Annotated in this window: 23 protein-coding genes; 11 read left to right on the forward strand and 12 right to left on the reverse strand. The window is 53.8% G+C overall.

Annotated elements, in window-relative coordinates:
- Positions 1-41 precede the first annotated feature (41 nt).
- From R6U67_RS12475 to R6U67_RS12490, 4 genes are all read right to left on the reverse strand, one after another.
- A complete protein-coding gene (locus tag R6U67_RS12475) occupies positions 42-638 on the reverse strand; it encodes an ATP-dependent Clp protease proteolytic subunit (RefSeq protein ID WP_410252847.1) in 597 nt (198 codons plus the stop codon).
- A 96-nt stretch (positions 639-734) separates the two neighbouring features.
- Positions 735-1,397: an ATP-dependent Clp protease proteolytic subunit gene (locus R6U67_RS12480; RefSeq protein WP_410252848.1), complete on the reverse strand. Its 663-nt coding sequence runs from the start codon at positions 1,395-1,397 to the stop codon at positions 735-737.
- Between the two features lie 128 nt (positions 1,398-1,525).
- Positions 1,526-2,443 (reverse strand): NAD(+) kinase, encoded by a 918-nt coding sequence (locus R6U67_RS12485; RefSeq protein ID WP_410252849.1) that lies wholly within the window; start codon positions 2,441-2,443, stop codon positions 1,526-1,528.
- A 129-nt stretch (positions 2,444-2,572) separates the two neighbouring features.
- On the reverse strand, positions 2,573-3,559 hold the full coding sequence (locus R6U67_RS12490) for an SDR family oxidoreductase (RefSeq protein ID WP_410252850.1): 987 nt from the start codon (positions 3,557-3,559) through the stop codon (positions 2,573-2,575).
- A 261-nt stretch (positions 3,560-3,820) separates the two neighbouring features.
- On the opposite strand from R6U67_RS12490, the gene R6U67_RS12495 reads away from it, so the two are divergent.
- Positions 3,821-4,225, forward strand: a complete 405-nt coding sequence (locus R6U67_RS12495; protein WP_410252851.1) for an ArsR/SmtB family transcription factor — start codon at positions 3,821-3,823, stop codon at positions 4,223-4,225.
- Between the two features lie 48 nt (positions 4,226-4,273).
- Here R6U67_RS12495 and R6U67_RS12500 read toward each other — a convergent pair whose 3' ends face one another.
- Positions 4,274-4,381, reverse strand: a complete 108-nt coding sequence (locus R6U67_RS12500) for a PetM family cytochrome b6-f complex subunit 7 (protein ID WP_068789438.1) — start codon at positions 4,379-4,381, stop codon at positions 4,274-4,276.
- Positions 4,382-4,601: 220 nt separating this feature from the next.
- On the opposite strand from R6U67_RS12500, the gene pdxA reads away from it, so the two are divergent.
- The 5 genes from pdxA to R6U67_RS12525 all read left to right on the forward strand — a co-directional run bounded on the left by pdxA (position 4,602) and on the right by R6U67_RS12525 (position 9,788).
- On the forward strand, positions 4,602-5,654 hold the full coding sequence (gene pdxA / locus R6U67_RS12505; RefSeq protein ID WP_410252852.1) for a 4-hydroxythreonine-4-phosphate dehydrogenase PdxA: 1,053 nt from the start codon (positions 4,602-4,604) through the stop codon (positions 5,652-5,654).
- 358 nt (positions 5,655-6,012) lie between these two features.
- Positions 6,013-7,455 carry an NAD(P)/FAD-dependent oxidoreductase gene (locus R6U67_RS12510; protein WP_410252853.1) on the forward strand — a complete coding sequence of 481 codons (1,443 nt, stop codon included), beginning with the start codon at positions 6,013-6,015 and terminating at the stop codon, positions 7,453-7,455.
- Positions 7,449-8,711, forward strand: coding sequence for an NAD(P)/FAD-dependent oxidoreductase (locus tag R6U67_RS12515; protein ID WP_410252854.1), 1,263 nt, complete (start codon positions 7,449-7,451; stop codon positions 8,709-8,711). Before R6U67_RS12510 ends, R6U67_RS12515 begins: the two co-directional genes overlap by 7 nt.
- Positions 8,712-8,761: 50 nt before the next feature.
- Entirely contained in the window at positions 8,762-9,160 is a 399-nt protein-coding gene (locus R6U67_RS12520) for a DUF1667 domain-containing protein (RefSeq protein WP_410252855.1), read from the forward strand.
- A 25-nt stretch (positions 9,161-9,185) separates the two neighbouring features.
- On the forward strand, positions 9,186-9,788 hold the full coding sequence (locus R6U67_RS12525) for a rhodanese-like domain-containing protein (protein ID WP_410252856.1): 603 nt from the start codon (positions 9,186-9,188) through the stop codon (positions 9,786-9,788).
- Between the two features lie 70 nt (positions 9,789-9,858).
- Here R6U67_RS12525 and R6U67_RS12530 read toward each other — a convergent pair whose 3' ends face one another.
- On the reverse strand, positions 9,859-11,979 hold the full coding sequence (locus R6U67_RS12530; RefSeq protein WP_410252857.1) for a protein kinase domain-containing protein: 2,121 nt from the start codon (positions 11,977-11,979) through the stop codon (positions 9,859-9,861).
- A gap of 248 nt (positions 11,980-12,227) precedes the next feature.
- Here R6U67_RS12530 and R6U67_RS12535 point away from each other — a divergent pair, with 248 nt between their 5' ends.
- Positions 12,228-13,016 (forward strand): HAD family hydrolase, encoded by a 789-nt coding sequence (locus R6U67_RS12535; protein ID WP_410252858.1) that lies wholly within the window; start codon positions 12,228-12,230, stop codon positions 13,014-13,016.
- A gap of 130 nt (positions 13,017-13,146) precedes the next feature.
- A complete protein-coding gene (locus tag R6U67_RS12540; RefSeq protein ID WP_410252859.1) occupies positions 13,147-14,238 on the forward strand; it encodes an alkene reductase in 1,092 nt (363 codons plus the stop codon).
- Here the strand turns inward: R6U67_RS12540 and R6U67_RS12545 are convergent.
- Positions 14,235-16,502 (reverse strand): ComEC/Rec2 family competence protein, encoded by a 2,268-nt coding sequence (locus R6U67_RS12545; protein ID WP_410252860.1) that lies wholly within the window; start codon positions 16,500-16,502, stop codon positions 14,235-14,237. The genes R6U67_RS12540 and R6U67_RS12545 overlap by 4 nt on opposite strands.
- Before the next feature lie 36 nt (positions 16,503-16,538).
- Positions 16,539-17,051 (reverse strand): DUF4079 domain-containing protein, encoded by a 513-nt coding sequence (locus R6U67_RS12550; RefSeq protein WP_410252861.1) that lies wholly within the window; start codon positions 17,049-17,051, stop codon positions 16,539-16,541.
- Positions 17,052-17,132: 81 nt separating this feature from the next.
- Between R6U67_RS12550 and msrP the strand changes: the two genes are divergently transcribed.
- The 3 genes from msrP (at position 17,133) to R6U67_RS12565 (ending at position 19,653) form a co-directional block, all read left to right on the forward strand.
- Positions 17,133-18,119, forward strand: coding sequence for a protein-methionine-sulfoxide reductase catalytic subunit MsrP (gene msrP / locus R6U67_RS12555; RefSeq protein WP_410252862.1), 987 nt, complete (start codon positions 17,133-17,135; stop codon positions 18,117-18,119).
- 68 nt (positions 18,120-18,187) lie between these two features.
- Entirely contained in the window at positions 18,188-19,150 is a 963-nt protein-coding gene (locus tag R6U67_RS12560) for a 3'(2'),5'-bisphosphate nucleotidase (protein WP_410252863.1), read from the forward strand.
- Positions 19,151-19,359: 209 nt separating this feature from the next.
- Positions 19,360-19,653 carry a hypothetical protein gene (locus R6U67_RS12565; RefSeq protein WP_068788467.1) on the forward strand — a complete coding sequence of 98 codons (294 nt, stop codon included), beginning with the start codon at positions 19,360-19,362 and terminating at the stop codon, positions 19,651-19,653.
- 200 nt (positions 19,654-19,853) lie between these two features.
- On the opposite strand, the gene R6U67_RS12570 is transcribed toward R6U67_RS12565, so the two are convergent.
- From R6U67_RS12570 to R6U67_RS12585, 4 genes are read right to left on the reverse strand one after another with little or no spacing between them, the layout of a single operon-like run.
- Complete coding sequence (locus tag R6U67_RS12570; protein ID WP_410252864.1) at positions 19,854-22,235, reverse strand: CHAT domain-containing protein; 2,382 nt, start codon at positions 22,233-22,235, stop codon at positions 19,854-19,856.
- Between the two features lie 44 nt (positions 22,236-22,279).
- Positions 22,280-23,053 (reverse strand): biotin/lipoate A/B protein ligase family protein, encoded by a 774-nt coding sequence (locus R6U67_RS12575; RefSeq protein WP_410252865.1) that lies wholly within the window; start codon positions 23,051-23,053, stop codon positions 22,280-22,282.
- Positions 23,054-23,545 carry a YbjN domain-containing protein gene (locus tag R6U67_RS12580; RefSeq protein ID WP_410252866.1) on the reverse strand — a complete coding sequence of 164 codons (492 nt, stop codon included), beginning with the start codon at positions 23,543-23,545 and terminating at the stop codon, positions 23,054-23,056.
- A 49-nt stretch (positions 23,546-23,594) separates the two neighbouring features.
- Positions 23,595-24,707 (reverse strand): class I SAM-dependent methyltransferase, encoded by a 1,113-nt coding sequence (locus R6U67_RS12585; protein WP_410252867.1) that lies wholly within the window; start codon positions 24,705-24,707, stop codon positions 23,595-23,597.
- Positions 24,708-24,836: the final 129 nt, after the last annotated feature.

Raw genomic sequence — 24,836 nt, forward strand, 5'->3', positions numbered from 1 at the left:
CTTCCCCCGGATTGTAGCCGAGGGAAGCCCAGTTTAGCCAATTAGACCGGCTTTCCTTCCAGGACGCGATCGATCAAACCATAGTCCTTGGCTTGTTCTGCCGAGAGGAAGAAATCACGGTCCATATCCTTCTCAATCTTCTCAATCGACTGTCCCGTATTGGCCGCATAAATGCCATTCAACTGATGACGAATCCGTAGAATCTCCTTCGCCTCAATCTGAATGTCACTGGCCTGTCCACGGGTTCCCCCAGAGGGTTGGTGAATCATAATCCGGGAGTGAGGTAACGCCAGGCGTTTTCCGGGAGTTCCGGCGGCTAACAGAAACGACCCCATCGAGGCCGCCAGCCCCACACAAATCGTCACCACATCCGCCTTAATATGCTGCATGGTGTCATAGATGGCCATACCCGAACTGACCACACCACCGGGGGAATTGATATAGACCATGATGTCCTTATCCGGGTCTTCTGACGCCAAATACAGCATCACCGCAATCACTTGATTCGCCAGTTCATCATCAATATCCCGGCCAATGAAGATAATCCGTTCACGATAGAGACGGTTGTAGATATCAATCCACTGGGTATAGGTATCCCCAGGCATTTGATACGGAACTTTAGGCACGCCAATGGGCATTGGTTAAATTCTCCCTTAAAAAGACAGTTGCAGGCCCCACAGGGGCGTTAGGGTATAACGTCGGCTTAGAACAGATTAGGACAGATAAAGCCAAACTTAGGACACGCCGGCGAGTTCTTGGGTATGTTTATCACCTTTCTCGCTGACGAGAACCCGGTCAATGAGACCATACTCTTTAGCTTGTTCTGGAGTCATATAGAACAAACGATCCATGTCTTTGCCGATTTTCTCGACGGAATGGCCGGTATTCTGAGCAAAGATCTCCAACATGGTGGCTTTGTTGGCCAGGACTTCTTTGGCCCGAATTTGAATATCCGTGGCTTGTCCTTGGGCAAAGCTTTTTGGCTGTTGCAAGATAATCGAGGCATGGGGCAAACTGGCACGACAGCCGGGCGTTCCTGACGATAACAGCATCGCCGCCATACCCATCGCCGTTCCTAGGCAAATGGTATGAACCGGCGGTTTAATGTAGTTGAGGGTATCGCAGATGGCAAAGGCTTCCGTCTCGAAGCCGACGGGTTCCCCACCATAGTTGGAGGTTCCGGTGGAGTTAATATAGATTTTGATCGGCTTATCGGGATCATCGTACTGCAAGTACAGCAGTTGGGCGATGATCAACTCCGTTACCGATGAAACCAGGGGCATCCCCAGATAGACGATTCGCTCTTTGAGTAGCAGAGAGGGTAAATCTGGCGGCGGAGTTCGATTAGGGGAACTGCCGTAATACGGAGATTGGACAGCTTGAATCGGTAGGTTCATAGGATACTTCCGAGGCTCGGTAAATGTAGCTGCAATAGACTGTTTGCTTAGACTTGCTTAGACTCGCGTAGAGGGTGTGATTCAGCCTTTTATATATCTTAACGTCTTTGGGGGATCGGCTTGGGTCTCTAGGGCAGTTCCACAGAAGTGGGTTTGGCAATATGGGGCAATCCCCAGCCGAGTTTCTCCCGTAATACCCGGAAAAACTCCGTGGGACGCAGACGGACAAAACGGGCGATATAGTCGGACTTCTCGATGATGACGCGATCGTCGGGGAGGACGTAACAGCCGGCGTTACCGTCGACAACCATCATCATCCGTTCTCGGGTGGCGGGGAGAACTTGCACCCGTTCGGTATCTGAGAAAATCAAGGCCCGCGAAGCCAGAGAATGGGGACAAATTGGCACAAGCTGAAGCACCTGCACGTTGGGGGTGATGACTGGCCCCCCCGAAGACAGGGCGTAGGCCGTTGAACCGGTGGGGGTTGAGACAATCACCCCGTCAGCGGCAATATCGACGGGGGAATGTTCGCCGACGATGACCTCAAAGTGGCACATACTGGTTAGGGGTTCGCGATGCAAAACCATCTCGTTGAGACAGAGGGCTTCCCAGAGAACAGTGTCCTGTCGCAGCACTCGCACCGTCACCATGGTGCGTTCTTCAATACGGTATTGACCCTTAAAGACCGCGTCTAAGGCACTGTCGAGTTGACTGAGATAGGTTTCGGTGAGAAATCCCATATGTCCCGTGTTGACGGTTAATAGGGGAATCCCGAGGGGCGCAACTTGACGGAAGGCGGCGAGGACGGTTCCATCGCCTCCTAGGACAATCCCAAAGTCAAAGTCTTTCTCAAATCCAGGGGGAACCAGTCCATGAATGGGGGTATGACAGACGGGACTGTCGGGTTTGGAGTGACCGAGGATACCGCCCATTCCGGTAGCAACCCGCACCTGGCATCCTCGGGCGGTGAGATCCTGTTCGAGTTGAGTCTTGACGCGACAGGCGGCGGGTTTAGCTTCGTTGTAGATAATGCCAACTTTCGGCACGCTCGGAGTTTACCTCTTAGTTGTACGTTCAGCAGTCAGGGGTGGGATCGAGGTGATCCCAGGCTATCTTCCCACGAATTTTCCCGAAGACAAGGTTTAGGTTTACCCTTGTTTGCAATTAATTTGCAATTAATCTGATGATTTGAAGGGCGATCGCTGCCGTTTTTTCCGCGCTTTGGTTTTTTCCTGTTCGTACTCGATTTCCTTGAGTTTCTTCATAATGCGACTGTGATATTCCTGTAGGTAGGCTTCGAGGGTCGTCATCTCGTTGGGGTTGATGTCGAAGACAGGATACACGTCATCCATGCTGGTGGCCAGGGGAGTCCCGGAGGCTAAGACTTCGGCGAAATAGAGGCGATCGGCGACGTTGGCGCCCCATTGGAAGAAGCGGGCCGCCCGACGGACGGTTCGCAATAAGCCCAGGGGAGCGCGGGTGATGCGGGCGGTTCGCCCTGAGAGTCGTTCGCACAGTTGGATGATTTCTTCGGCACTCCAGGCCCGAGTTCCGACGACGGGATAGGTTTGGTTGGCGGTTTCGGGCAGGCTGAGGGCCTTGACGGCAAATTTCGCGATATCTTGGGTGTTGGCGTAGGCAATGGGAGCGGCTTTGCCCGTTAGCCAAACGGGTTGGTTATCGAGTATGGGGATGGCGTATTGTCCGATGAGTCCCTGCATGAATCCTGCCAGTTGTAGGACGGTGTAGTTGAGTCCTGATTCGGCTAGGAACCGCTCGGTACACCGTTTGATTTCCATGAGGGGAACATGGGGATACTGGTCGTTATTGAGAATTGAACAGAAGACAAATCGTTCAACTCCAGCTTGGTGAGCGGCTTGGATGAGGGCAACTTTGCCATGCCAATCGACTTCTTTGACGCTTAAAGAGTCGGTGACTCGGACGGTGGCGGCGTCGATGACATGGGTGATGCCGTCGAGGGCAGGCGGAAGGGTACTTGGATCGCAGAGATCCCCACGGACTAATTCGGCGCCCCATTTTCTCAGAAAGGAGGCTCGGTTGAAACTGCGGACAAGACAGCGAACGGAATATCCTTCGTCAATGGCTTGACGGGCAATTTGTCTTCCTAGGGTACCGGTGGCACCAACGATTAATAGGCTCATGGGGATCTCAGTAACGACAGTCGCTCCTCCTGATACAACTCCCAGCGCAATCAGGATCGAGACAAGACGACAGACTGGGCAGACTCTAACTTGTCAGAAATGTTAACATATATTAACGACACCACCGCAACATTCTCATACTTGCCGGATCGCCGAGGGACTCGCCCGGAGGATTTGGCCTCGGTTGACGGTTTCCGAGCCGTCGATTGGGGAGTTTCCGGCTGGGGAGAGGGTCTTCTTTGCGCTAGAGTAGACATAATTATGGATGAACTTCAGCACACTCAGGCCAACACTCGGGCAACTCAGTCCCCCCATTGTTCCGTTCGCCATCCGGTGGACTTGACGGAGGTGCGATCGCGGCGATCGCGCCTCCTTGATGTGGACAAAGCACAGCAGATGGCAGCTTTTTTCAGTTGTCTGGGCGACCCCAACCGTCTGCGGATTCTCTCGGTCTTGTCTCAGGGAGATCAATGTGTCTGTGACCTTGCGGCTGTGGTCAATATGAGCGAGTCAGCGGTGTCCCATCAACTGCGAACCCTTCGCGCCCATCGCATTGTGGGCTATCGTCGGCAGGGACGTAATGTTTTTTACTATCTCCAAGATGATCATGTGGCAACTCTCTATCATGAGGTTGCAGAACATCTCGATGAGCCGGATCACGGGTAATCACGGGTAAGGACAGGGCGTTCCTCCCTTACCCATGGTTGCGAGGTCTTAGGCTTCTTCCCCTCCTTCAATTTTGAGAAGCAAGAAGCCCAAGCTGAGGCCGACCAAAATTAGGGTGGATGAAAGAATGGCTGCGTTGAAAATTTCTCCGCTCATAGTTGTGATCTCAATGTAGTTTGATAATGTTGGCCTAAACGAGGTTCGGGACTCGTAGCTCACTGGGATTCTACCACTTTTGCTGCGTTTCTGTTTTGAGCAAGGAAGACCTCGGGCTACAATCCTCCTCAATCTAGCCGTCTTAAGGGTGGGTTCTGCCTGTTGCCTGTTCCGGTGTTCCGATGTTCCCTGTTACCTGTTCCCTGTTTTCTTCTTCCCCATGTCACTACCCCGTCTTGCCCTCACCCTCGGAGATCCGGCTGGAATTGGCCCAGAAATTGTGCTTAAGGCCTTGTCCGATGAGCAGCTCCCCGTTTCAGATATTACGGTGATTGGTAGCCGGCGGGTGTTGCAGGACACCTATCAGCGGCTGAGGGAGACGTGCGAGGTGACGCGGTGGAGCGATCGCTGCCAACCCCTTCGCGATCCTGAAGACCTCAAATTGATTGATATTGATAGTGAGCCAGTTCATCCTGGCCAGGGAACAGCGGCCACGGGTGATGCGAGTTTCGCCTATCTACAAGACGCCATCACCCGAACTCGGGCCGGGGAGTTTGATGCGATTGTCACCTCACCCATCGCGAAGTCTCTTTGGCATCAAGCGGGCCATCTCTATCCAGGACAAACTGAATGTTTGGCTCAGGGGGCCGGCTGCGATCGCGTGGGTATGATGTTCGTGGGGCGATCGCCCCATACCGGCTGGACCTTGCGATCGCTTCTGGCCACCACCCACATTCCCCTAGAGGCGGTTCCCCAAGCCCTCACCCCAGAGTTATTGACGAGCAAACTCGATTTACTGGTGGAGTCTCTCCAACGAGATTTTGGCATCGCGGCCCCCGATATCGCCATTTCTGGACTCAATCCCCACAGCGGCGAAGCGGGAGAACTCGGACGCGACGAAATCGATCGCCTTTCTCCTTGGTTAGAAGCCGAACGGCAAAAACGCCCAGGGGTGAAGTTGCGGGGACTGACTCCCCCAGATACCCTCTGGGTGAATCCAGGACGGGCCTGGTTTGAAACCGCTGATGTGCCAGTCTCCGACGCCTATCTGGCGTTGTATCATGATCAAGGGTTAATCCCGGTTAAACTCATGGCCTTTGATTTAGCGGTGAATACCACGATTGGTTTGCCCTTTGTTCGCACTTCCCCCGATCATGGTACCGCCTTTGATATTGCCGGCCGAGGATTGGCTCGTACCACTAGCACCCTGGCGGCGATCGCCTTAGCCAGTGAACTCGCTCAACGACGACGGCGTTTGGCGATTGTGAACTAGCCCTTGTGAACTCATGTAGAGAGACGGAGTTGGCCCAGAGGCGATCGAGATCTCCCCGAGAATCTCAAACCAACTACAAAGATTCACAACAATTTAAGAGTTCAGCGGTAATCCGCCAAAACTTGATCGTTATACTGAAAATACGAGTTGATATCGATGGTTTTGGCTGTTGTTAACCCGCTTACTCACCGGTTTGAGAATCCAAAACCCAAATTGGCAAAGGTTAAATATCACATAACAAACCTTTTGTCAAGCTATCACTCCTAACATTCCCAAACTTAATAGTTAATAACAATTTTGTAACCGTTAATAACCGTTAATTGTTAACTATTAACTGCCCACTGCTACAAGGTTCGCCATGCTTTACGACGTATTGATTATTGGCGGCGGTGTAATTGGCTGTACCATTGCCCGCGAACTGAGTCGCTATGCCATTACCACGGCCCTGATTGAAAAAGAAGGAGAAGTCGGGTTTGGAACCAGCAAAGCCAATAGCGGCATCATCCACGGCGGCCATCACGGTCCCCCAGAAACCCTCAAAGGACAACTCGAATGGGAGGGAAACCAACAATGGGATACCCTCTGCGACGAATTGGGGTTTGGCTTTAAGCGCATCGGTGAACTCACCGTCGCCATGGACGAAGACCAACTCCCCACCCTCGACCAACTGCAAGATTATGGCAAGCGCAAAGGGGTTCCCGGCTTAGAACTGTGGGACAAAGCCCGCATTCAAGCCGAAGAACCTCAAATCAGCACCGAGGCGATCGCCGCCCTTTACGCCCCCACCACCGGCGTCATTAACCCCTACGAAGCCTGTTTCGGCCTAGCCGAAAGTGCCGCCCGCAATGGTGTTGACATCAAATGCGATCGCCGCGTCACCGCCATCGAACAAGAGGGAGACCACTGGCGCGTCATCACCCCCAACGAAACCCTACAGGGGCGCTTCATCCTCAACGCCGCCGGACTCTACGCCGACAAAATGGCGGACTTGGCCGGAGTGGCGACCTTCTCCATCCGCCCCCGCAAAGGCGAAGAATACCTCCTCGACAAACGCCTCAACGGCTTTGTCAAGCGCGTTATTTTCCCCTGTCCCACCCCCGTCTCCAAAGGAATCCTCGTCATTCCCACCTATGACGGAACCCTCATGGTGGGTCCCACCGCCGAATATGTAGACAGCAAAGAAGACCTCACCACCACCGCCGAAGGCGGTCAACAGGTCTTCAACAGCGTGACTCAGGTCGTTCCGGGAATTAGCCCTCGCGACTGCATCGCCGAATTTGCCGGCTTGCGGGCCGTCACCGGCAGCGAAGACTTCATCATCGGCCCCACCGCCAAACCGGGATTCATCAACGTCGCCGGAATCCAGTCCCCCGGCTTAACCGCCGCCCCGGCGATCGCCACCCTCCTCGTCGAGATCCTACGGGATGAAGGCTTATCCCTCACCCCCAAAGACGACTTCATCCCCACCATTCCCAAACCCATCCATTTCGCGAGTCTCTCAACCGAAGAACAAATCGAACTGGCCGAAAAAGACCCCAGTTATGGGCGGATCGTTTGTCGCTGTGAATTTATCAGCGAAGGCGAGATCCGAGATGCTATTCGTCGCGGGGCCAGCACCCTCGATGGCATCAAATTCCGCACCCGCGCCGGGATGGGACGCTGTCAGGGAGGTTTCTGTACCGGACGCTGTATGCAGCTACTGAGCGAAGAACTCGACCTTCCCCTAACCGCCATTACCAAACGCGGCGGAGACTCCTGGGTGGCCCGTCCCCGACAAGAAGAGGTGTCCAAATCATGCTAATTACCAATCCCAAACATCTAAAACCTGACTATGACGTGGTGGTCGTCGGCGGTGGCCCGGCGGGAATGGGAGCGGCGATCGGGGCCAAAGAAAGCGGCGCCGAACGAGTCCTAGTGGTCGATCGCGAAAAAGAAGCCGGAGGGGTCCTACTGCAATGTATCCACCCTGGTTTTGGCCTACATCACTTCAAAGAAGAACTCACCGGCCCCGAATACGCTCAACGCTATCTCGAACAGGTCTTAGATCAAGATATCGACCTGGCCACCGATAGCTATGTCTTGGATTTAGACCGAGACAACCGCGTCAAACTCATGTCCGGCCAGGCTGGGGTGAATGTTCTCTCCAGTAAGGCGGTGGTGTTAGCGATGGGGGCGCGAGAACGCACCCGAGGCGCCATTCGCACCCCCGGAACCCGAGTCTCAGGGGTTCTCACCGCTGGCTTAGCCCAACGCTTTGTCAATATGATGGGCCTGTTGCCGGGAAATCGAGCCGTGATTTTAGGATCAGGGGATATTGGCTTGATTATGGCTCGACGGCTAACCCTAGAAGGGGTTGAAGTGGTCGGTGTCTATGAGATTATGCCCCACGCTAACGGCTTGAACCGCAACATTGTTCAATGTCTGCATGACTTCGATATTCCCCTGCATTTGTCCACCACTGTGGTCGATATTCATGGGGGCGATCGCCTCGAAGCCGTGACCGTCGCCCCAGTTGAGGGCTTTACCCCCGATATGAGCCGCAGTCAGCGGATTCCCTGTGATACCCTGTTGCTGTCCATTGGCCTGATTCCCGACAACGAATTAGCCCGTCAGTTGAACCTACGCTTCGACCCCGTGACCAGCGGCCCCCTAGTGGCCAGTACCATGGAAACCAGCAAAGATGGGGTTTTCGCCTGTGGGAATACGGTTCATATTCACGATTTAGTGGATTTTGTCAGTCAGGAGTCAGAACTCGCCGGACGTAACGCCGGACTCTACGCCCGAGGACAACAGCCGCCCCCCGATAACATTCGTCTGACAGCCGGGGAAAATGTCGGCTACTGTGTCCCCCAAACCATTTCGAGCGATCGCGACCACACGGTGTATATGCGAGTTCGTAAGCCGATGGAAAACTGTGTCTTGCGTCTCGGAGATATCTACGAGAAGAAAATCCGCTACGTTCTCCCGGCTGAAATGGTCAACATTAAGGTGCGGCCGAAGTTCTTACAACAGTTTCATGGGGATAGCCTACGAGTTGATATTGTCCCAGACAACTAACCGGTCCAACTCGTCACCCGCGCCAAATCCCGAATCGAGAGGAACCAATCATGACCACTGCTACACAAACACAACAGCCAGAAACCACCCATTATCTCTGCATCGGCTGTCCCATGGGCTGTCGCTTAGAGGTCGATGATATTGATGGGGAAGTCGTAGAAGTACGAGGCAATAGCTGCCGTCGCGGCGATGCCTATGCCCGCCAAGAACATGTTGCCCCCAAACGGATGGTAACGACCACAGTACGAGTTGAAAATGGAATCTGGGCCAGGCTTCCGGTGAAAACCCAGGATGCGATTCCCAAGGAGTTAATGGGCGATCTCTGTGAGGCCCTCCATGAATTGACGCTTCAGGCCCCGATTTCGATGGGGGATGTGGTGTTAGCCAATGCCCTCGATACGGGGGTTGATGTCGTCGCCTCTCGGGATATGCCCGTCAGTCGCGAGTGAGTTACCGTTAATTTGTAATCCTGCCATGATGAAAATGATTAAATCCTTTATCGTCGGGGCGAAAGATTCTATCGTCGGGGCGAAAGATTCTATCGTCGGGGCGAAAGATTCTATCGTACGGGCGAAAGATTCTATCGTACGGGCGAAAGATTTTTCGCCCCTACTGGTGACCCTGATTCTCTGTGTTGTCTTCGGTTTGGCCGTTCCTCAGATGGCCCTGGCCAGCCAGTCCGCCGACTCGGTTGATGTCTCGGTTGATGTCTCGGTTGATGTCTCCGAGGCGATCGATGACTTTTTGACCACCATCCCCGCCGACTATTACAAAACCGGAGATATCCAAGCCCTCAAACAGGTCATCAGCCGCGACAATCCCCTAATTGTGGATGTCCGCGAACCCTCGGAATATGCAGCGGGCCATATTCCTCACGCCATCAACATTCCCCTACGCCGTCTCAGTCAAAACCTGAGTCAAATTCCCAAAAATCGTCCGGTTATTCTCTATTGCAGTAGCGGCTATCGCACAGCCATTGGCTTAACGAGCCTGCAACTCCTCGGCTATGACAATGTTAAATCCTTTCCCCCGAGCCTAGCTGGATGGAAAGCCGCCGGAGAACCCGTCGAATCCTAACTCCCTAGCGGCAAGTGGTCCCACTCCTCTTGCCGTCCCCTTTCGGTGGGGGTTAGGGTTGGCTGTTCCCCTATCGGTGCCAACACCAAATTTTGATCGTTTTATCCCAACTCCCCGAGACGATCGCCCCACTGCGTCGAGCCACCGCAATCCCATGCACCGCCCCCATATGTCCCGAGAGTGTATCACAAACGCGGCGGCCCTGAATACTCCAAATTTTGATAGTCTTATCACTACTGGCTGACACCAACATATCCTCATTGAGACCAAACGCCACATCATTGACATCCCAAAGATGATTCGCCAGAGTACAGACTTCCGTCCCCGACACAAGATTCCAGACCTTAATCGTGCGATCCTTACTCCCACTCGCTAAAAACTGACTATCCGGCGAGATGGCCACCGATAACACCGACCCTAAATGGCCCGTCAGCGTATGGACTAACTGGCGATCGCCCAAACTCCAGACATAAATCTTATTATCGAGTCCCCCACTGACGAGCCAGCGGCTATCAGACGAGAGAGCAATGGCCTTAATACTACCCGAGGGTGTTTTCAGCACCCCCGTCGTCTCACTCTGGCCCGGTGTCCAAATCTGAAGCGTGCGATCCTTACTGCCACTAATCAGACAAGAACCATCAGCCGAAAACGCCAACGAGGTTACCCCTCGTAAATGCCCCCCGAGACTATCGAGGAGTTCTCCCGATCGCAAATTCCATAACTTGACCGTCGCATCATCGCCCCCACTGGCTAACACCCGGCCATCGGGACTAATCGCCACCGCATTCACCGGACGACGATGGCGATCGAGAGCATACTGAAGTTGGCCCGTCTGTAAATTCCAGACAAAGACCGTATTGTCCAAGCCTCCCCCCACAATCCAGGGTAGTGCCGATGTCCGTAGATTCGGCGACAGGGATTGCGGCTTGTGGCTGAGTTCATGAATCGCCACACAACTGACTAACGACGCCAACGCCGGCAACGTATAGGCACAATGCCAGCCGCGAGTGGTCGGCAACGGCGGCCGGTGTGAAATTGGGGTAATCTCCTTAAAGCGACTGTTAGATGTCGGAAAGGTCCGCCCTGAGGGAACCGGCGTCAGCGATGAGGGTTTCGGAGGCAGCGGTGGCATCGAACGACGGGGCTGCTGAGATGGTGGCGTATCGAGATGCGTCGGCGGCAGTGAAGCGTTCGCAGGGGAGGAGTTTGGCCGCGATAGGGGCGTATAGGTCTGATTTTGAGCCACAGCCGTTTTCCGCTGTTTGGCCGAGCGACGGCCGGTCTGGGGTTGACTGGTTGGCGTTTTGAAATCGCGAATAATCTCATCAACAGACTGATAGCGATCGCGGAGTCGTTCCTGAGTCATCTTGTCGAGAATCGCCCCCAGCCTTGCACTCACCGAGATATTCTCAGCCGCCAGATATTCCCGCCAACGCCACCCTTGCATCGGATCAAACAACACATCGGGGCGCGTGTTGGTCAACAGTTGCAGACAGGTCACCCCCAAACTATAAATATCACTTGCCGGATAGGCCTGACCGCTCCGTAACTGTTCTAAGGGCGCATAGCCCATTGTGCCAACTTTCGTCCCCGGTTCAGCTAAAGCCGTTTTGGTTAACTGTTTCGAGACACCAAAATCAATCAACATGAGTTTGCCATCACGATTGCGCCGTAGAATGTTCACCGGCGTGATATCACGATGGACCACATTATTTTGATGCACGTACCGTAACACCGGTAACAGTTGCACGAGAATCTCACGGATTTTTGCCTCCTCAAACCCTCCCAGCCGTTCCATCTCATGCCATAGGGTTTGTCCATCGACATATTCCTGCACCAGATAAAGCCGTCCCTCTTCCTCAAAAAAAGCAAACAAGGTAGGAATGTTAGGGTGTTCTCCCAGTTTTGACAGTTGGGTCGCTTCTTGGTAGAACAAGGAGATGGTCTTGTCGTAGCTGCCTTCCGTGACATCACTGCCGTTGTCTTGGGGCAACAGTTGTTTAATCACACAAAAGGTATTGAGACGATCTTCATCGACGGCAATGTAAGTTCTGCCGAATCCTCCCCTCGCTAATGGTTTCGTGGGACGATACCGTCCTCGCAGTTTGAGGCGGGAACCGCAGGTGACACAGTGACTGGCATCGTCTGTATTTCGGGGCTGCGAGCAGTTGGGATTGAGGCAGAAGATCATGATGATGCGCGCTGGGACGGGTTGGCGAGTCCGGGTCTATTTTCTATTGTCTCTGATTAACCCGCAACTGTCTTCTTTTTTTGTTTAAGCTTAGCGAACTGATTTGGCCTCCTCAGATTGAGATTTCGGTCTCCTGAATCCCCTGGCGTCTCCTAGAATCCTGGTAGAGAGGAGGCCGTCTCGTCTCTCCGGCAGGGAGGCGAGGGTGCTAAAATCCTGCCAATTGGCTCAATTTACTCGACTCTGCGATGAAATCAACTCTTTTTGCCCTAGACTTTGACGGTGTTTTATGTAACGGACTGATTGAATATTTCCAAACCGCTTGGCGGGCCTACTGTCAGGTTTGGTCCCCGAGTCAAACGACGCCACCCGAGGATCTAGCCGCGAGTTTTTACCGCCTACGTCCCGTTGTCGAAACCGGCTGGGAAATGCCCGTCGTGCTGCGATCGCGCCTGTTGGGCTACTCTGAAGCTGAGATCTTAAACGATTGGCGACAGGTGTGTCAGACGGTTGTCGAGGCTGAACAACTCAATCGCAGTGAACTGGCGAATGCTGTTGATGGAGTTCGAGATAGTTGGATTCGCGAAAATATCGATAACTGGTTGAGTTTACATCGCTTCTATCCAGGAGTGATTGAGCAGTTAAATCACTTACAGCAGGCGGATATTCCCTGGGTCATTATTACGACCAAGGAAGGACGTTTTGTGCGCGCACTTCTAGCCGAACAAGGCATCGAGTTGCAGCGTAATCAGTTGTTTGGCAAAGAGGTTAAACTTGAAAAACAAGAAATCTTGCGTCGCCTTTTAACTGAAACTCCCTACTCGGAGATTATCTTCATCGAAGATCGGCTCAATACTCTCGATTCTGTGGCTGAACAAGAGGATTTAAGTGCAGTGCAGCTTTATTTGGCGGATTGGGGCTACAATACAGAATTAATGCGACATCAAGCTGAGCAAGATCCACGTATTACAGTTATTTCCCTCAGTCAGTTTGAGCAGCTAATCGTTAATCAACAATCATCTACAAAGTCAGGTTAAGCCGGAAGAGAACGAGCAACAACAAAGGTAAAGGCCTAAGTTGTTGTTCCCTATTCCCTGTTCCCTGTTCCCTGTTCCCTGTTCCCTATTCCCTATTCCCTGTTCCCTGTTCCCTATTCCCTTTTTCCCTATGTCAAACAAACTTCTCTCTCCATTGAACCTCAACGGATTGCCTTTAAAAAACCGAGTTATCATGGCATCGTTGACGCGATCGCGTGCCGGAGTTAAGCGGATTCCCAATGCCTTGATGGCACAATACTATCGTCAACGAGCCTCCGCCGGGTTAATTCTCAGCGAAGCCACCGTTGTCTCCGTTCAAGGAATTGGTTGGCAACAATCCCCAGGCATTTATAACTCAGAACAAGCCGAGGGCTGGAAACAGGTTGTCAATGCCGTTCATGACCAAGGAACACCTATTTTTCTCCAATTGTGGCATTGTGGCCGTGCCTCTCATAGCGATTTTCACCCGGAAATTGGCTTACCCGTTGCCCCCTCAGCCATCCCAATTTCCGGGGATAGCATTCATACGCCCAAGGGCAAAAAAGACTACGAAACCCCTCGCGCCCTAGACACCGCAGAAATTCCGGCAATTGTTGATGATTATCGTCAAGCGGCTGTCTATGCTCAAGACGCGGGATTTGATGGCGTGGAAGTTCACTGTGCCAATGGCTATCTCATTGACCAATTTCTACAATCAAAAACCAATCAGCGGCAAGATGACTATGGCGGTTGTTTAGAGAATCGCTATCGTTTTCTCGAACAAATTTTAGAAGCCGTCACGAGTGTTTATCCGAGCGATCGCGTCGGCATCAAAATCTCCCCCAATGGCAATTTCAATGATATGGGATCTGCCGATTACCGAGAGACCTTTCTCTATGTCGCTCAACAGCTTAATTCAAAAAACCTTGCCTATTTGCAAGTTGTGGATGGCTTGGGATTTGGCTTCCATGACCTCGGGGATCCTATGACCTTATCAGAGTTTCGTGCCGTATTTGACGGACCATTGATGGGCAATTGTAGCTACAATCAGGAGACCGCCGAAACGGCGATCGCCAACGGAGAGGCCGACTGTATTTCCTTCGGACGACCCTTTATCAGTAACCCCGATTTAGTCGAACGCTTCGCCAACGGTTGGCCCCTCGCCCCCAGTGATGATATGTCAGTCTGGTATTCCTTTGACGCTAAAGGCTACACCGATTTTCCCACCTATCAAGAGGCTTAAGAGAGATCTCGTCTTGACGGCGTAGTTTCCAATAACCCGTTTAGGCCCGTTTCCGGTGTCCATTGAATCGCCCCCACCTCGTCGAGATAGAGTAACCTCACTCCTAAATCGGTGACCGGCTCGGCGGCGTCTGCGGCGATCGCCGACGGCATTAGAATCACAGTAGGGCGGATCTCCGTAAGAAAGGCCTCCTCAAAGCGGCGGCCGAAAAACACTAAAAAATCCACCGCCGCGAAACGATGGCGTTGCAAGAGATCCCGTTGCTGATCCGGCGAGAGATTACCAACCACAAGCCAAGTGCGATCGCCCACCTGTAACCGTAGAATAGGCGGGCGATTGGACTGGCTTTTAATCTGTACCGACTGTTGCATCAATTCCGTTCCCGGAGCCAGGAACGTTCCGCCATTGTCTCCAAATAGCCCCACTTCCGAGAGACGATAGAGCGATCGCGGAGTCGCCTCCGCCAACAGTAAATCCCAACCTTCCCCAGCCGAAGACGTGGCGATGGCCGCCTCCAAGCGATTCACCCCCTCCTGTTGCAAAAACGGTAACACCCCATAGCGAGTCACCTGAGGATCACCACCATAGATAAGCGTTGTATTCCAACCCTGTTGCAGAGCGATCGCCGGTTCCCCAGTCGTCGCAAACACCGTCACTCGCAACAGATTCGCCTTCGCCAAACTCCCCGGAAGCAAGAGAATCAGCAACGCCATAACAACTCCCACCCCATAGAACCAATGGCGACGAGAATATCGTTGTTGCTGCACCAGCCAGCCCCCACCAATGAGAGCATATAACCCGAGAACCTGCCAGAGTTGCAACGGTTGCACCACGATCGCCCCCTGAGGGCGTTGGGAAATCCAGGTGACGATCGCCAACAACCCGCGAACAGGATAGTCTAAACTCCAAGCCAACAACTGCCCCAACTCCGGGGACATCAGAGCCGCGATCGCACTCACAAACCCCCCCAACGTCACCACCACCAAAAACGGCGTCGCCACCAGATTCGCCACAATGCTATAGGTGGGCATTTGCCCAAACACCGCCAATTGCAACGGTAACGTCCAAAGCATCGCCGCCACCGGAACCGCCAATAACGGCGACAATCCCGGCGGACACCAATCCATCGCCTTCACCAACCCCGGAACCGTCACCACTAACCCCAACGTGGCCAAAAAACTCAACTGAAAGCCCAAATCCTCAATCCAGAGAGGATTCAGTAACAGCAAAATCACCGCCGCCAACAACAACGCTCCCAGAGGATTAACTCGGCGTTCCAAGGCTAACCCCAACAGGCACGCAAACCCCATCAACGGCGCCAGTAACACCGACGGCTGCCAACCCACTAACCCCACATAGAACAGAAGCACCCCAGTGGCGACGAAGACGGTACGGCGATCGCCCCAGCGTTTCCCCAACCCCAACACCGTCCCCAAAATCAGCGACACATGAAACCCCGACGCCGCCAACGCATGGGCTAAACCCACATCAATGAAGCGATCGCGTAGTTCATGGGGCAAACTCACCGCCTGTCGCCCCAACACCATGGCACTCACCAGAGAGCCTCGGGATTCCCCCAACCCCTGACGATGACTGGCGACGATGCGATCGCGCAACTGCCACCACCCCCAGCCAGATGTCTCCTGAGCGCCCTGCCAATGCACCGTCTCCGCCCGTAATCCGGCAAAAATGCCTTGTCGCGCCAAATAGTCCTGAAAGTTGAATCCCGTCGGATTTTGCGGCGCTGACGGTTCATAGAGCCAACCGCTCAAACGTACCGCCAATCCCGGATGTAACGCCTGGCCTGGCTGCGGGTCAACCGTCACATAGAGCGTCCCAGACACCGACACCGGCTCCTGGGCTAGTTCCTGAGACTCTTGAGACTCTTGAGACTCCTGAGACTCCTGAGACTCCTGAGAGAGAAGCGTCTGCGCCTCAAAGCGAAACCGCAGCCGCTGATTGCGGTTCAAGGTAGGTTGGTCCAACACCACCCCCGCCACCGTCACCTCCTGATTGGCATAGCGGGCCACATCATTGGCCGCCGGTTGTGGAATCACCGCTTGCAGATACACCGTCCCCAAAAAGCCCACCAGGCCCGCCCCGAACCAAACCCCACCTCGGGGACCTTTACGCCACAGTCGGGGCATAGCCAGGGCTGACACTCCCGCCGCCAGCAGCCAGAAATAGGCAATCCCCGGAACCCTCGCCAGAGAGATTCCGAGGAGATAGGCTAAACAGACAATCAAACTCGCGGTTCGATGCACTCGACTCCTGTAACGTCGACAAGTCGGCGGGGATATCTAAATAGACAGGCCCAGACGAATCCCTAAAATGGCGTGAACCACCAATAGCACCATCAAGCTGCTGCCAATATAGGCATGAACCAGCCGTAAATTGGCTGTTCCCCAAAATCCTTTCAAAGACGTAAGACTCTGCAACACCAAGAGGGCCACAACCATCGAACCGGTCCAAAAGTGAGGGCTTTCGAGGATTGCTTCGTGTTGCATGACCAGAGACAGAACCCCACCGGTGTAGCCCAACATCATGAAAAATGCCATAAACTTGGCAATCTTGCTATGAGCAGAGCGATTTTTCTGTGACTCGTCCTTATCTTCAGCTAACCGTCCTTTCCAGCCGGTGAGGGCGGTGGCCCCACCCATCGCGACGGCCACGATTCCCATCATCACCGGATGGCCCCAATGGGTAATGGGGGCCGGGATATTCAAACTGCGAAACTGGGCGGCGATGGGTTCGAGGAGGTCACTGACCTGTTCTCCCAGGGCGCTGGCCAACGTAATGTCAAAGGGTATCATTGAGGTGTTCTCCGAGTGTTCTCCGACAATTGTAAAGCAGTCGGCAATGCCCCGTTAAGTATTCCTCGTTCCCATTACAACGTGTTTATTCATCTTCCTAAACCTTGGACTCGTTCCGAAGCCTCTGTTAGTTCTGAGACGGTCTTTTGGAATCGTCGTCGTTTTCTCAAACGGAGTCTCGCCGCCGGTGTCGGGCTGAGTACCCTCGGCTTAACCGGCTGCGGGCGTTCGTCTGACTCGGATATCGACGCTCTGGCCGGAACCGAGCCGTTGCCGAATCTAGCCACCAATCCTCAGTTTACGGCCGCCGAGTTGGGCGATCGCCAAGTCACAGCCAGACAACTGACCGCCGAGTACAACAACTTCTACGAGTTTGGTGGCAGCAAATCCATTTGGCAAGCAGCCCAGGCCCTACCCACGGAAAACTGGAAAGTTGAGGTGGGCGGATTGGTCAAATCTCCCAAAACTTACGATATTGATGACTTAAAACGCAAGTTTCCCACGGAAGAACGCATTTATCGCTTCCGCTGTGTGGAGGCTTGGTCGATGGTGGTCCCTTGGGCCGGTTTCCCGATGCGCTTACTCTTGGAGGATGTTGAACCCCTCAGCCGTGCCAAGTTTGTTCGCTTCAGTTCCTACTATGATTCCGAGGTGGTTCCGGGTCCCGGTTGGCGGCCCAACTCGTTACCTTGGCCTTATACCGAGGGCTTAACCGTTGAAGAGATGGCCAATGATTTGGCCTTTTTTGCCACCGGGGCCTATGGACAAACGCTCCCTAAACAAAATGGCGCTCCGATTCGCATGGTTGTGCCTTGGAAGTATGGGTTTAAGGGGGCCAAATCCATTGTCAAAATTGAGTTTGTTGAGCAACAGCCGGCCACCTACTGGAATAGTCTCATTCCCAATGAATATGGTTTTGTGGCGAACGTCAATCCCAGTAAACCTCATCCTCGTTGGTCTCAGGCTCAAGAACGGTTGGTGAGTCGGGGGCCGTCGTTCTCTTGGGAGACGGTTCCCACCCTCCCGTACAATGGCTATGGCGAATTGGTCGCCCATCTTTATGGTTAATGAGATGGTTAATCAGGCCGGGGATTTCCCTCTGGCTCAACTTCACAGTTTAAGCGGGTTATTGTGTTATGGCTTACGAACAGGAAAAAGACATCGCGATTCAGGCGACCCTAGCGGCGGCGAAACTCTGTCAGCGTGTCCGTCAGGATATTCCCTCGGCGATGGAAAAATCGGATAAAAGCCCGGTGACTGTGGCGGATTATGGGGCGCAAGCTCTGGTTTGTCAAGCGTTGGGGGAGGCGTTCCCTACCGATCCCATTGTTGGGGAGGAGGATGCGACGGCGTTGCGATCGCCCGACTATGAGACCAATCGCGCTAAAGTGGTCTCCTATGTGCGCGAAATTGAGGCCAACGCCAGCGAAGCGGATATTCTCAACTGGATCGATCGCGGTAATGGTCAGGTGGCCCCTCGTTTTTGGACGTTAGACCCCATTGATGGGACGAAAGGGTTTTTGCGTCAAGATCAATATGCGATCGCCTTGGCGTTGATTGAAGACGGCGAGGTGAAAGTGGGCGTAATGGTCTGTCCCGCCTTGAGTCTCACCGCCGAGGGGTCGGGAACCCTGTTTGTGGCGGTTCGTGGCCAGGGAAGTCAGATGATGGCCATCTCGACGGGAGAGTACCAACCGATTCATGTCTGCGGTGCGGAGGATGTCAGTAAATTGCGGGTCGTCGAAAGTGTCGAAGCCGCTCACGGAAACCCGGCTGAACAGCAAAAACTTCTCGACGCGGTGGGAATTACCACTCCCTCGTTACATATGGACTCTCAGGCGAAATATGGGGTCGTCGCGGCGGGAGATGCGGCCCTCTATTTACGGCTTCCCTCGGCGGATCGCCCTGACTATCGTGAGAATATCTGGGATCATGCCGCCGGGGCGATTGTCGTGGAAGAAGCCGGGGGCCGCGTCAGTGATATGTATGGTCAACCCCTCGACTTTAGCCGTGATGTCAAATTGCGAGATACTCGTGGGGTAATTGTCAGTAATGGCATCATCCATGATCGGGTTTTGGCGGCCTTGAGTCAGGACTAAGCTCGGACTGGCTACTCGGAAATAGTGGGGAGCGGGAGCAGCGATCGCTCAGCTACGCTGCTCCCGACGGCTTGGAATGCCGTTATGCTTCTCTCATTCGAGAGGTATTTTGGCGACGTTATGTTTCTTTTTGGTGGTTAAGTTACGAAGTTGGACAGGAAACGTTACAATTGAAAGCGATAACTTCTATCCCTTTCATGACTTTTGGAATGGCAGACTCAATTACATCTTCAACAGATTTAGGAAATCAGGCACTCTCCGAGACTCTATCGGGTGACTCTCGTGTCAATGAACTCCGCAATTTAGTAGAAAGTCTACATATCGCTGATGAAATTGCAGCGAAGTCCTATTTAGTGAGTAGCTCGGAACTGGCGGCGTTAATTGATATTAACCCCAGTGCTGTCACCAGTCGCGGTGACCATTGGGTCTGGCGTAACTGGGTCGTATCAAGGGTTCGCCGAGAAGGCAACCAAATTCTTTGGCAACTCGAACGGGTGGACTAAATCCACCCCCATTAAACGTAGTTATACGGAGACTGGATCAGGAGCAATTCCTCTGATTCAGTTTTTTAGTCTTCTTTTTAGGCAGATCCGTCAAAAGAACAACACCCATCTCAGGGATTTTACTGAACGGTTTAGATATTGCCTGAAACTGGGTTTCAAGACCGCTTAAAAACGGTTTCCCGATCAAGATTGGGGAGATTCTAGCGGCGTTGGACTAACCGTTGCCAAGCGGCGATCGCCTCGGATGTCCAAAGCCAATGTTGGCCCAAGTTTGTCGCTTGAAAGGCCTCAGCATCTTCTTGTAAGACTAACATCTGCAAGGCTTGGGCTTGGTCTTGCCGTTCCTGGCGACGCTCACCAGTGAGTTCCTCTCCCTGACGCTGATAGGCTAAAGCTAACCCCGCATAGGCCTGAGTTCTCAACTGTGAAGCGGTCATCCCGCCGAGATCTTCATCACTGCGGGGGTTGGGGCCATCAAGTCGAGCGATCGCCTGCTGGAATTGACCAATCGCCTCTTGAATGTTGTCCTCAGCATAATAGACAAAGCCCAAAGATAGAGAATAGAGGGGAGTATCCGGTTGCCGACGGGCCGCAGCTTGCCAGAAACGGCGGCTGTCATCGAGACTATAGCGTTCATCGCCCGCCTGGATTGCCTGCCACGTGAGACGGCCTTTAAGAAACAACACCTCCGGGCGATCGAGATCCGCCCTCGGAACCGCCGATAACGCTGTATCAGCCTGATTAAGAGCATTGCGACGGCTGGCTAACAACTCAGTCACCAACGGCACACCCTCCTCGATATTGCCGAGACTGAGTTGTTCAATGGCCTCAGCCGTCACCTCACCACTCGGCCGTTGGGGGCTGTTGTTGCCATCTTGAGGCCCATCTTGAGGCTCATTAACAAGAGTCGGTTGGGGTCCTGGGGTATCGGGGACGCGATCGCGCAGGCCCCAAATCACACCACCTAACCCTAGCACCAACACCGCCGCCACCCCAGCCAAGACAGGTAGCGGATAGGGGGGGCGTTTCCTCGTCTCATCGCCTCCCGTCTCCTGAGACAAAGCCGTGGCGGAGGGGTTGGGCGTTTGGGGAGGAGACTTCGGAAGCGGATTAGACCCCGAAGGCGTCGTTTCAGATGACTCGATTAACGGAGATTGACTCTCCTGAGACCTCTGCCCGTGATCCTGGCCCAAGCTTTCAAACAGGTCTTGCACCACCGCCGCATCCTCAGCCGTTCCCGGATCGAGGTCGTTTAGGGTTTCCGTACCGCGATCGCGTACCGTCGCCAGCTCACCCTCCTCAAAGGAGTCCATCTCGCCGAGGGTATCATCATCGAGGCGATCGCCCAAGGCGGCCGGGACCGTCTCGTGATCCGACCAAGCCTCCGGCGGTCGCAACCACAAGGGCGGTTCCTCCGAGGCTGGCATCTCCTCCCCCGTGCGTTGGGTGAGATAGCCATCAAACTTCGGATGTAGATAAAGAATCGGCAACGACCAATAGAGTTGATGGGAACTATAGGCCGAAATCAACCCCTGACGGGCGCGACTGACACTGAGATCTATCGAAACCGCGCCACGGGTCAAATTCCGATAAAACAGCCGCGTCAGCGTCAAGGCCACCTCATCGGGGATGCGCTCCGCCATCGCTAACACCGCCGGAATGCCGCGTTTAACCAACGCCGCCGCTAAATGTCGTTCTCCCGCCTGTTGCGCCCCTCCTGGACTGTGAGCGCCGCGACAGGAGTTCAACAACACCAGTTGAATCCCATTATTGGCTAACAGGCCCGCTAAATCATCGCCGCTGAGGGTTTCCGTTAAACCCGTACTTTGGTTAACCAGGTAAACATTGCCTCCCGTCACCCCAGAATTGCTATGGCCAGCATAGTGAAAGACATGATAATGACCATGTTCGAGGGCTTGAGTGAGTCGGGCGCGATCGGGTTGGCGCAGAATTTCGACTTGAGTGGGAACTTGGGGAACCGTTCCCTGGGTGTACAGTCGCCGTAACTCCGCTTCGAGTTCTTCAGCTTCGCGGGTTAACTCCAAATTCGCGCGATCGCTCGGGGCGGCGATCGCCATCAACACTCGCAACGGTTGATGAGGTTCTAAAGGCGTGGCAATGGTGGGAGGGGCCAGGCCGTTGGTGGCCGGCTGATAACGGGAAAAGAGGATATTGGTTCCCGTCGCCAGAGGATAATCCCCATCATGTAGAACTTCCCAAGGCAAACTCGGTAGGCGGTTGCCCTTTAGCCCTAAGCGCAATCGTAGAGGTTGCTGATGGTTTTGGGCGATGGCCTGGGCCATCATCCAGCTATCGCGCATATCCCCACAAAACAGGGCATCATATAACTCTTGTCCCAGGCCGACCAAACTTGACGGCATGGGTGACGCGCCCGTTTGTTGTTGCGTTAACAGGCCCGACACCGGATCATTCATCAATCGCTGGGCTTGCTGCATCCAGCGATCGAGATTCCACACCGTCTGTTCCTCCGCTAGAGGAACACCCGGTTCAACCCGTTCGGTGCGTAGTAAATATTCATCGACGCCAACGGGGGTTACAGAGACCTGAAATTCCTGAGTCACGATGTCCGCGCTTATGGTGTGCCTTGTTGTCTCTATCTTAATCCTTAGCCCCGAGGCGATGGCCTGTAGGGTTCCACTCTCCAAGTTGTCGCCTGGGTTTTAATGGCGGCGATTTCTTCGGGGGCCAAGGGTTGCACCTCAAACGTCACTCCAAACGCATCTTGAGCGGCTTGAGTTAGGCGGCTGACGAGGCCGTTGATGTCTTTGGGGAGATAACCCCCCAGAGCAGATGATGGCGTCTTCTGGACCCCAAATAACTGGGCCTGTAACACCTGATTGGGGGCAAGTTGCATCGAGCCATGTTGCAGAACAGCGCCCTGACGCCAGAGTTGGGCGCTACCAATAAACTTATATCCCTCTGGGGTGACTAAGTCGGCCGCCGTGGCTGTAGCAAAGCAATTGGGATTGTGGCCCGAGGGGGGGCGATCGCCGAAACTCAACGGAACCCCCAACCGTTGCCATCCCAGTTGTAAAAAGCCACAGAGTTGACGATAGACCGCCTCGCGACGACCGGACCAGCCGGACGTCACCAAACTATAGGTCAAATCCCCATCATGTAATACCGCCCGTCCTCCCGTGGGTCGCCGCACCCAAGACAGGGGTTGTCCCTGCCACCTCACCTCGGGCCAGTGATGAGGATAGCGGCGTTGGTGATAGCCCAGCGAGAGGGTTGGCGTTGACCAAGTATAAAAGCGTAGTGTCGGCGGCATCATCCCTTGACGGTGTTGGTCAAGTAACCAAGCATCCGCCGCCATGTGAAACCCTCCTGGAGCTTCCAGGAGGGGAATCAGCCGCCAGCAACCGTCCGAGGAGGTCACCTAGGAGGCTCCGAATTTCTCCTGTAAGTCCTCGTCATTATCGTCGGCGATCGTTGCCACAATCGTAATCGACCGGGAAATTTCGCTGGGATTCAAGTCCGCCACCGTCCGCGACGACAAGACCACCACCTGATCGTCAACAATGGCAAACCGGGACTCAAAGGTCGCCCCCCAGTTCATTTGCAACAAGTGACGCATCAAACCGGGTTCATCCGTCGCCGGTAGCTTCAACACCGGAGACCAAACCGTAAACAGATCCTCTTCCGTCTCTCCCGTCAGTTGCACAAAGACTTCTACACTGCCGTATTTGAACTTCCAAGCATAGGTGTCATCATTATGACCCACCATCGCTTTTTGGTCTTGGGCCAAACTAGAAATGACCGTTTCAATTTCTTGGGGATAGTTCACCACATCATTGTCCCCGCTCCAGTCATCGGTGGCGATATTATCGGTAGCGACATTGTCTTGCATCGTCTCTTGTTCTGTGGTCACGCGAAGTACCTCACAATCTCAGTTGCCAAACCCACTGTATCGCTTCTTTTTAGCAATTGACTAGGGACGCGGAGGTTATCCCCGCCTCCCCGTCAAGATTTGTCCTAGGCTGGCTTGTGGGCCACCAGTATTTACTCATAAAGTGCAGTTGCGTGGCAATCTCGACCAATCCAGCGCTTTCGAGCCGTCCTGTCATATCATCCTCAGCGTAACTGCGGTGATAGGGTTCGTGAAAGGTTTTCTGGAAGTTATGGAGTAGGGGATTGAGTTTGGGGTCGTCATTATCCTGAATCGAGTCACAAATGACGAAGGTTCCCCCCGGTTTGAGAACTCGGAAACATTGGTCAATCACGTTCTGACGTGCTGAACCAGGGAGTTCATGGAAGGTAAAGACACAGGAGACGCCGTGGAACTGGTCATCTCGGTAGGGGAGATCTTCGGCGTTGGCTTGGCACAGTTGTGGGAGTTCGCCGGGGAGTTCCCCGAGGAGTTGATTGGCTTTACGCAGATAGGCGGGGGATAAATCGGTGCCAAACAGGGCCGCTTTGGGCAACAGGGAGCGCAGGAAGCGCAAGGTGCGTCCGGTTCCCGTGGCGACATCCAAGACCCGAATTTGACTGGGGGGAACGTCGGCAAAGTGACTCAACCCCTGTTTGAGAGGGGCTAAAATACGGCGACGCATGGCATCAGCGGCCCCGTTAAAGAGAATATCGACCTGGACATCGTAGAGATTAGCGGAGAGGTCGCTAAGATAGCCATCGGTTTGATGGTGGAAGTTTTGCCGATAGTATTTGGGGTAGTCGTTGAGGTCGATTGTAGCGTCGAAGGATTGATATTGTTTGTTACGAACTCGATCCCAAATTTTGAGTAAATCAAACCAAACGAGGGGATAATATTGGAAAAAGTCAGCCCAGGGATTATCAAACAGCGTCTCAACCGGATAAATGCCTTTTTCGGCATCGTTCCAGTCGGTTTCGATGACTTGATTGAGGCGGGTATAGATGCGATCGACCAGTTCCGGGGATACTGGAAAGGTCTCGTTGTCTCGGTTGCCGACTGCGAGTTGTCCGAGTTGGGTACTGAGGGTTTTATGGGCAACGCCGAAGTAGCTTTTCCCCTGTTGGAAGGTTTGGTAGGCCAGTTTGGTGAGCGTATCTGTCATAACGGCGCGTCTCGTAGGAGCCAGGAATCATTCAATATTATGAATAAATGTAACAATTGTTAGGCGGGGGGGCAAGGGGGGGAGAGGGCAAGAGGCAAGAGGCAAGAGGCAAGAGGCAAGAGGGGGGAG

The organism is Sodalinema sp., assembly GCF_046483825.1.
Taxonomy (GTDB): Bacteria; Cyanobacteriota; Cyanobacteriia; order Cyanobacteriales; family Geitlerinemataceae; genus Sodalinema.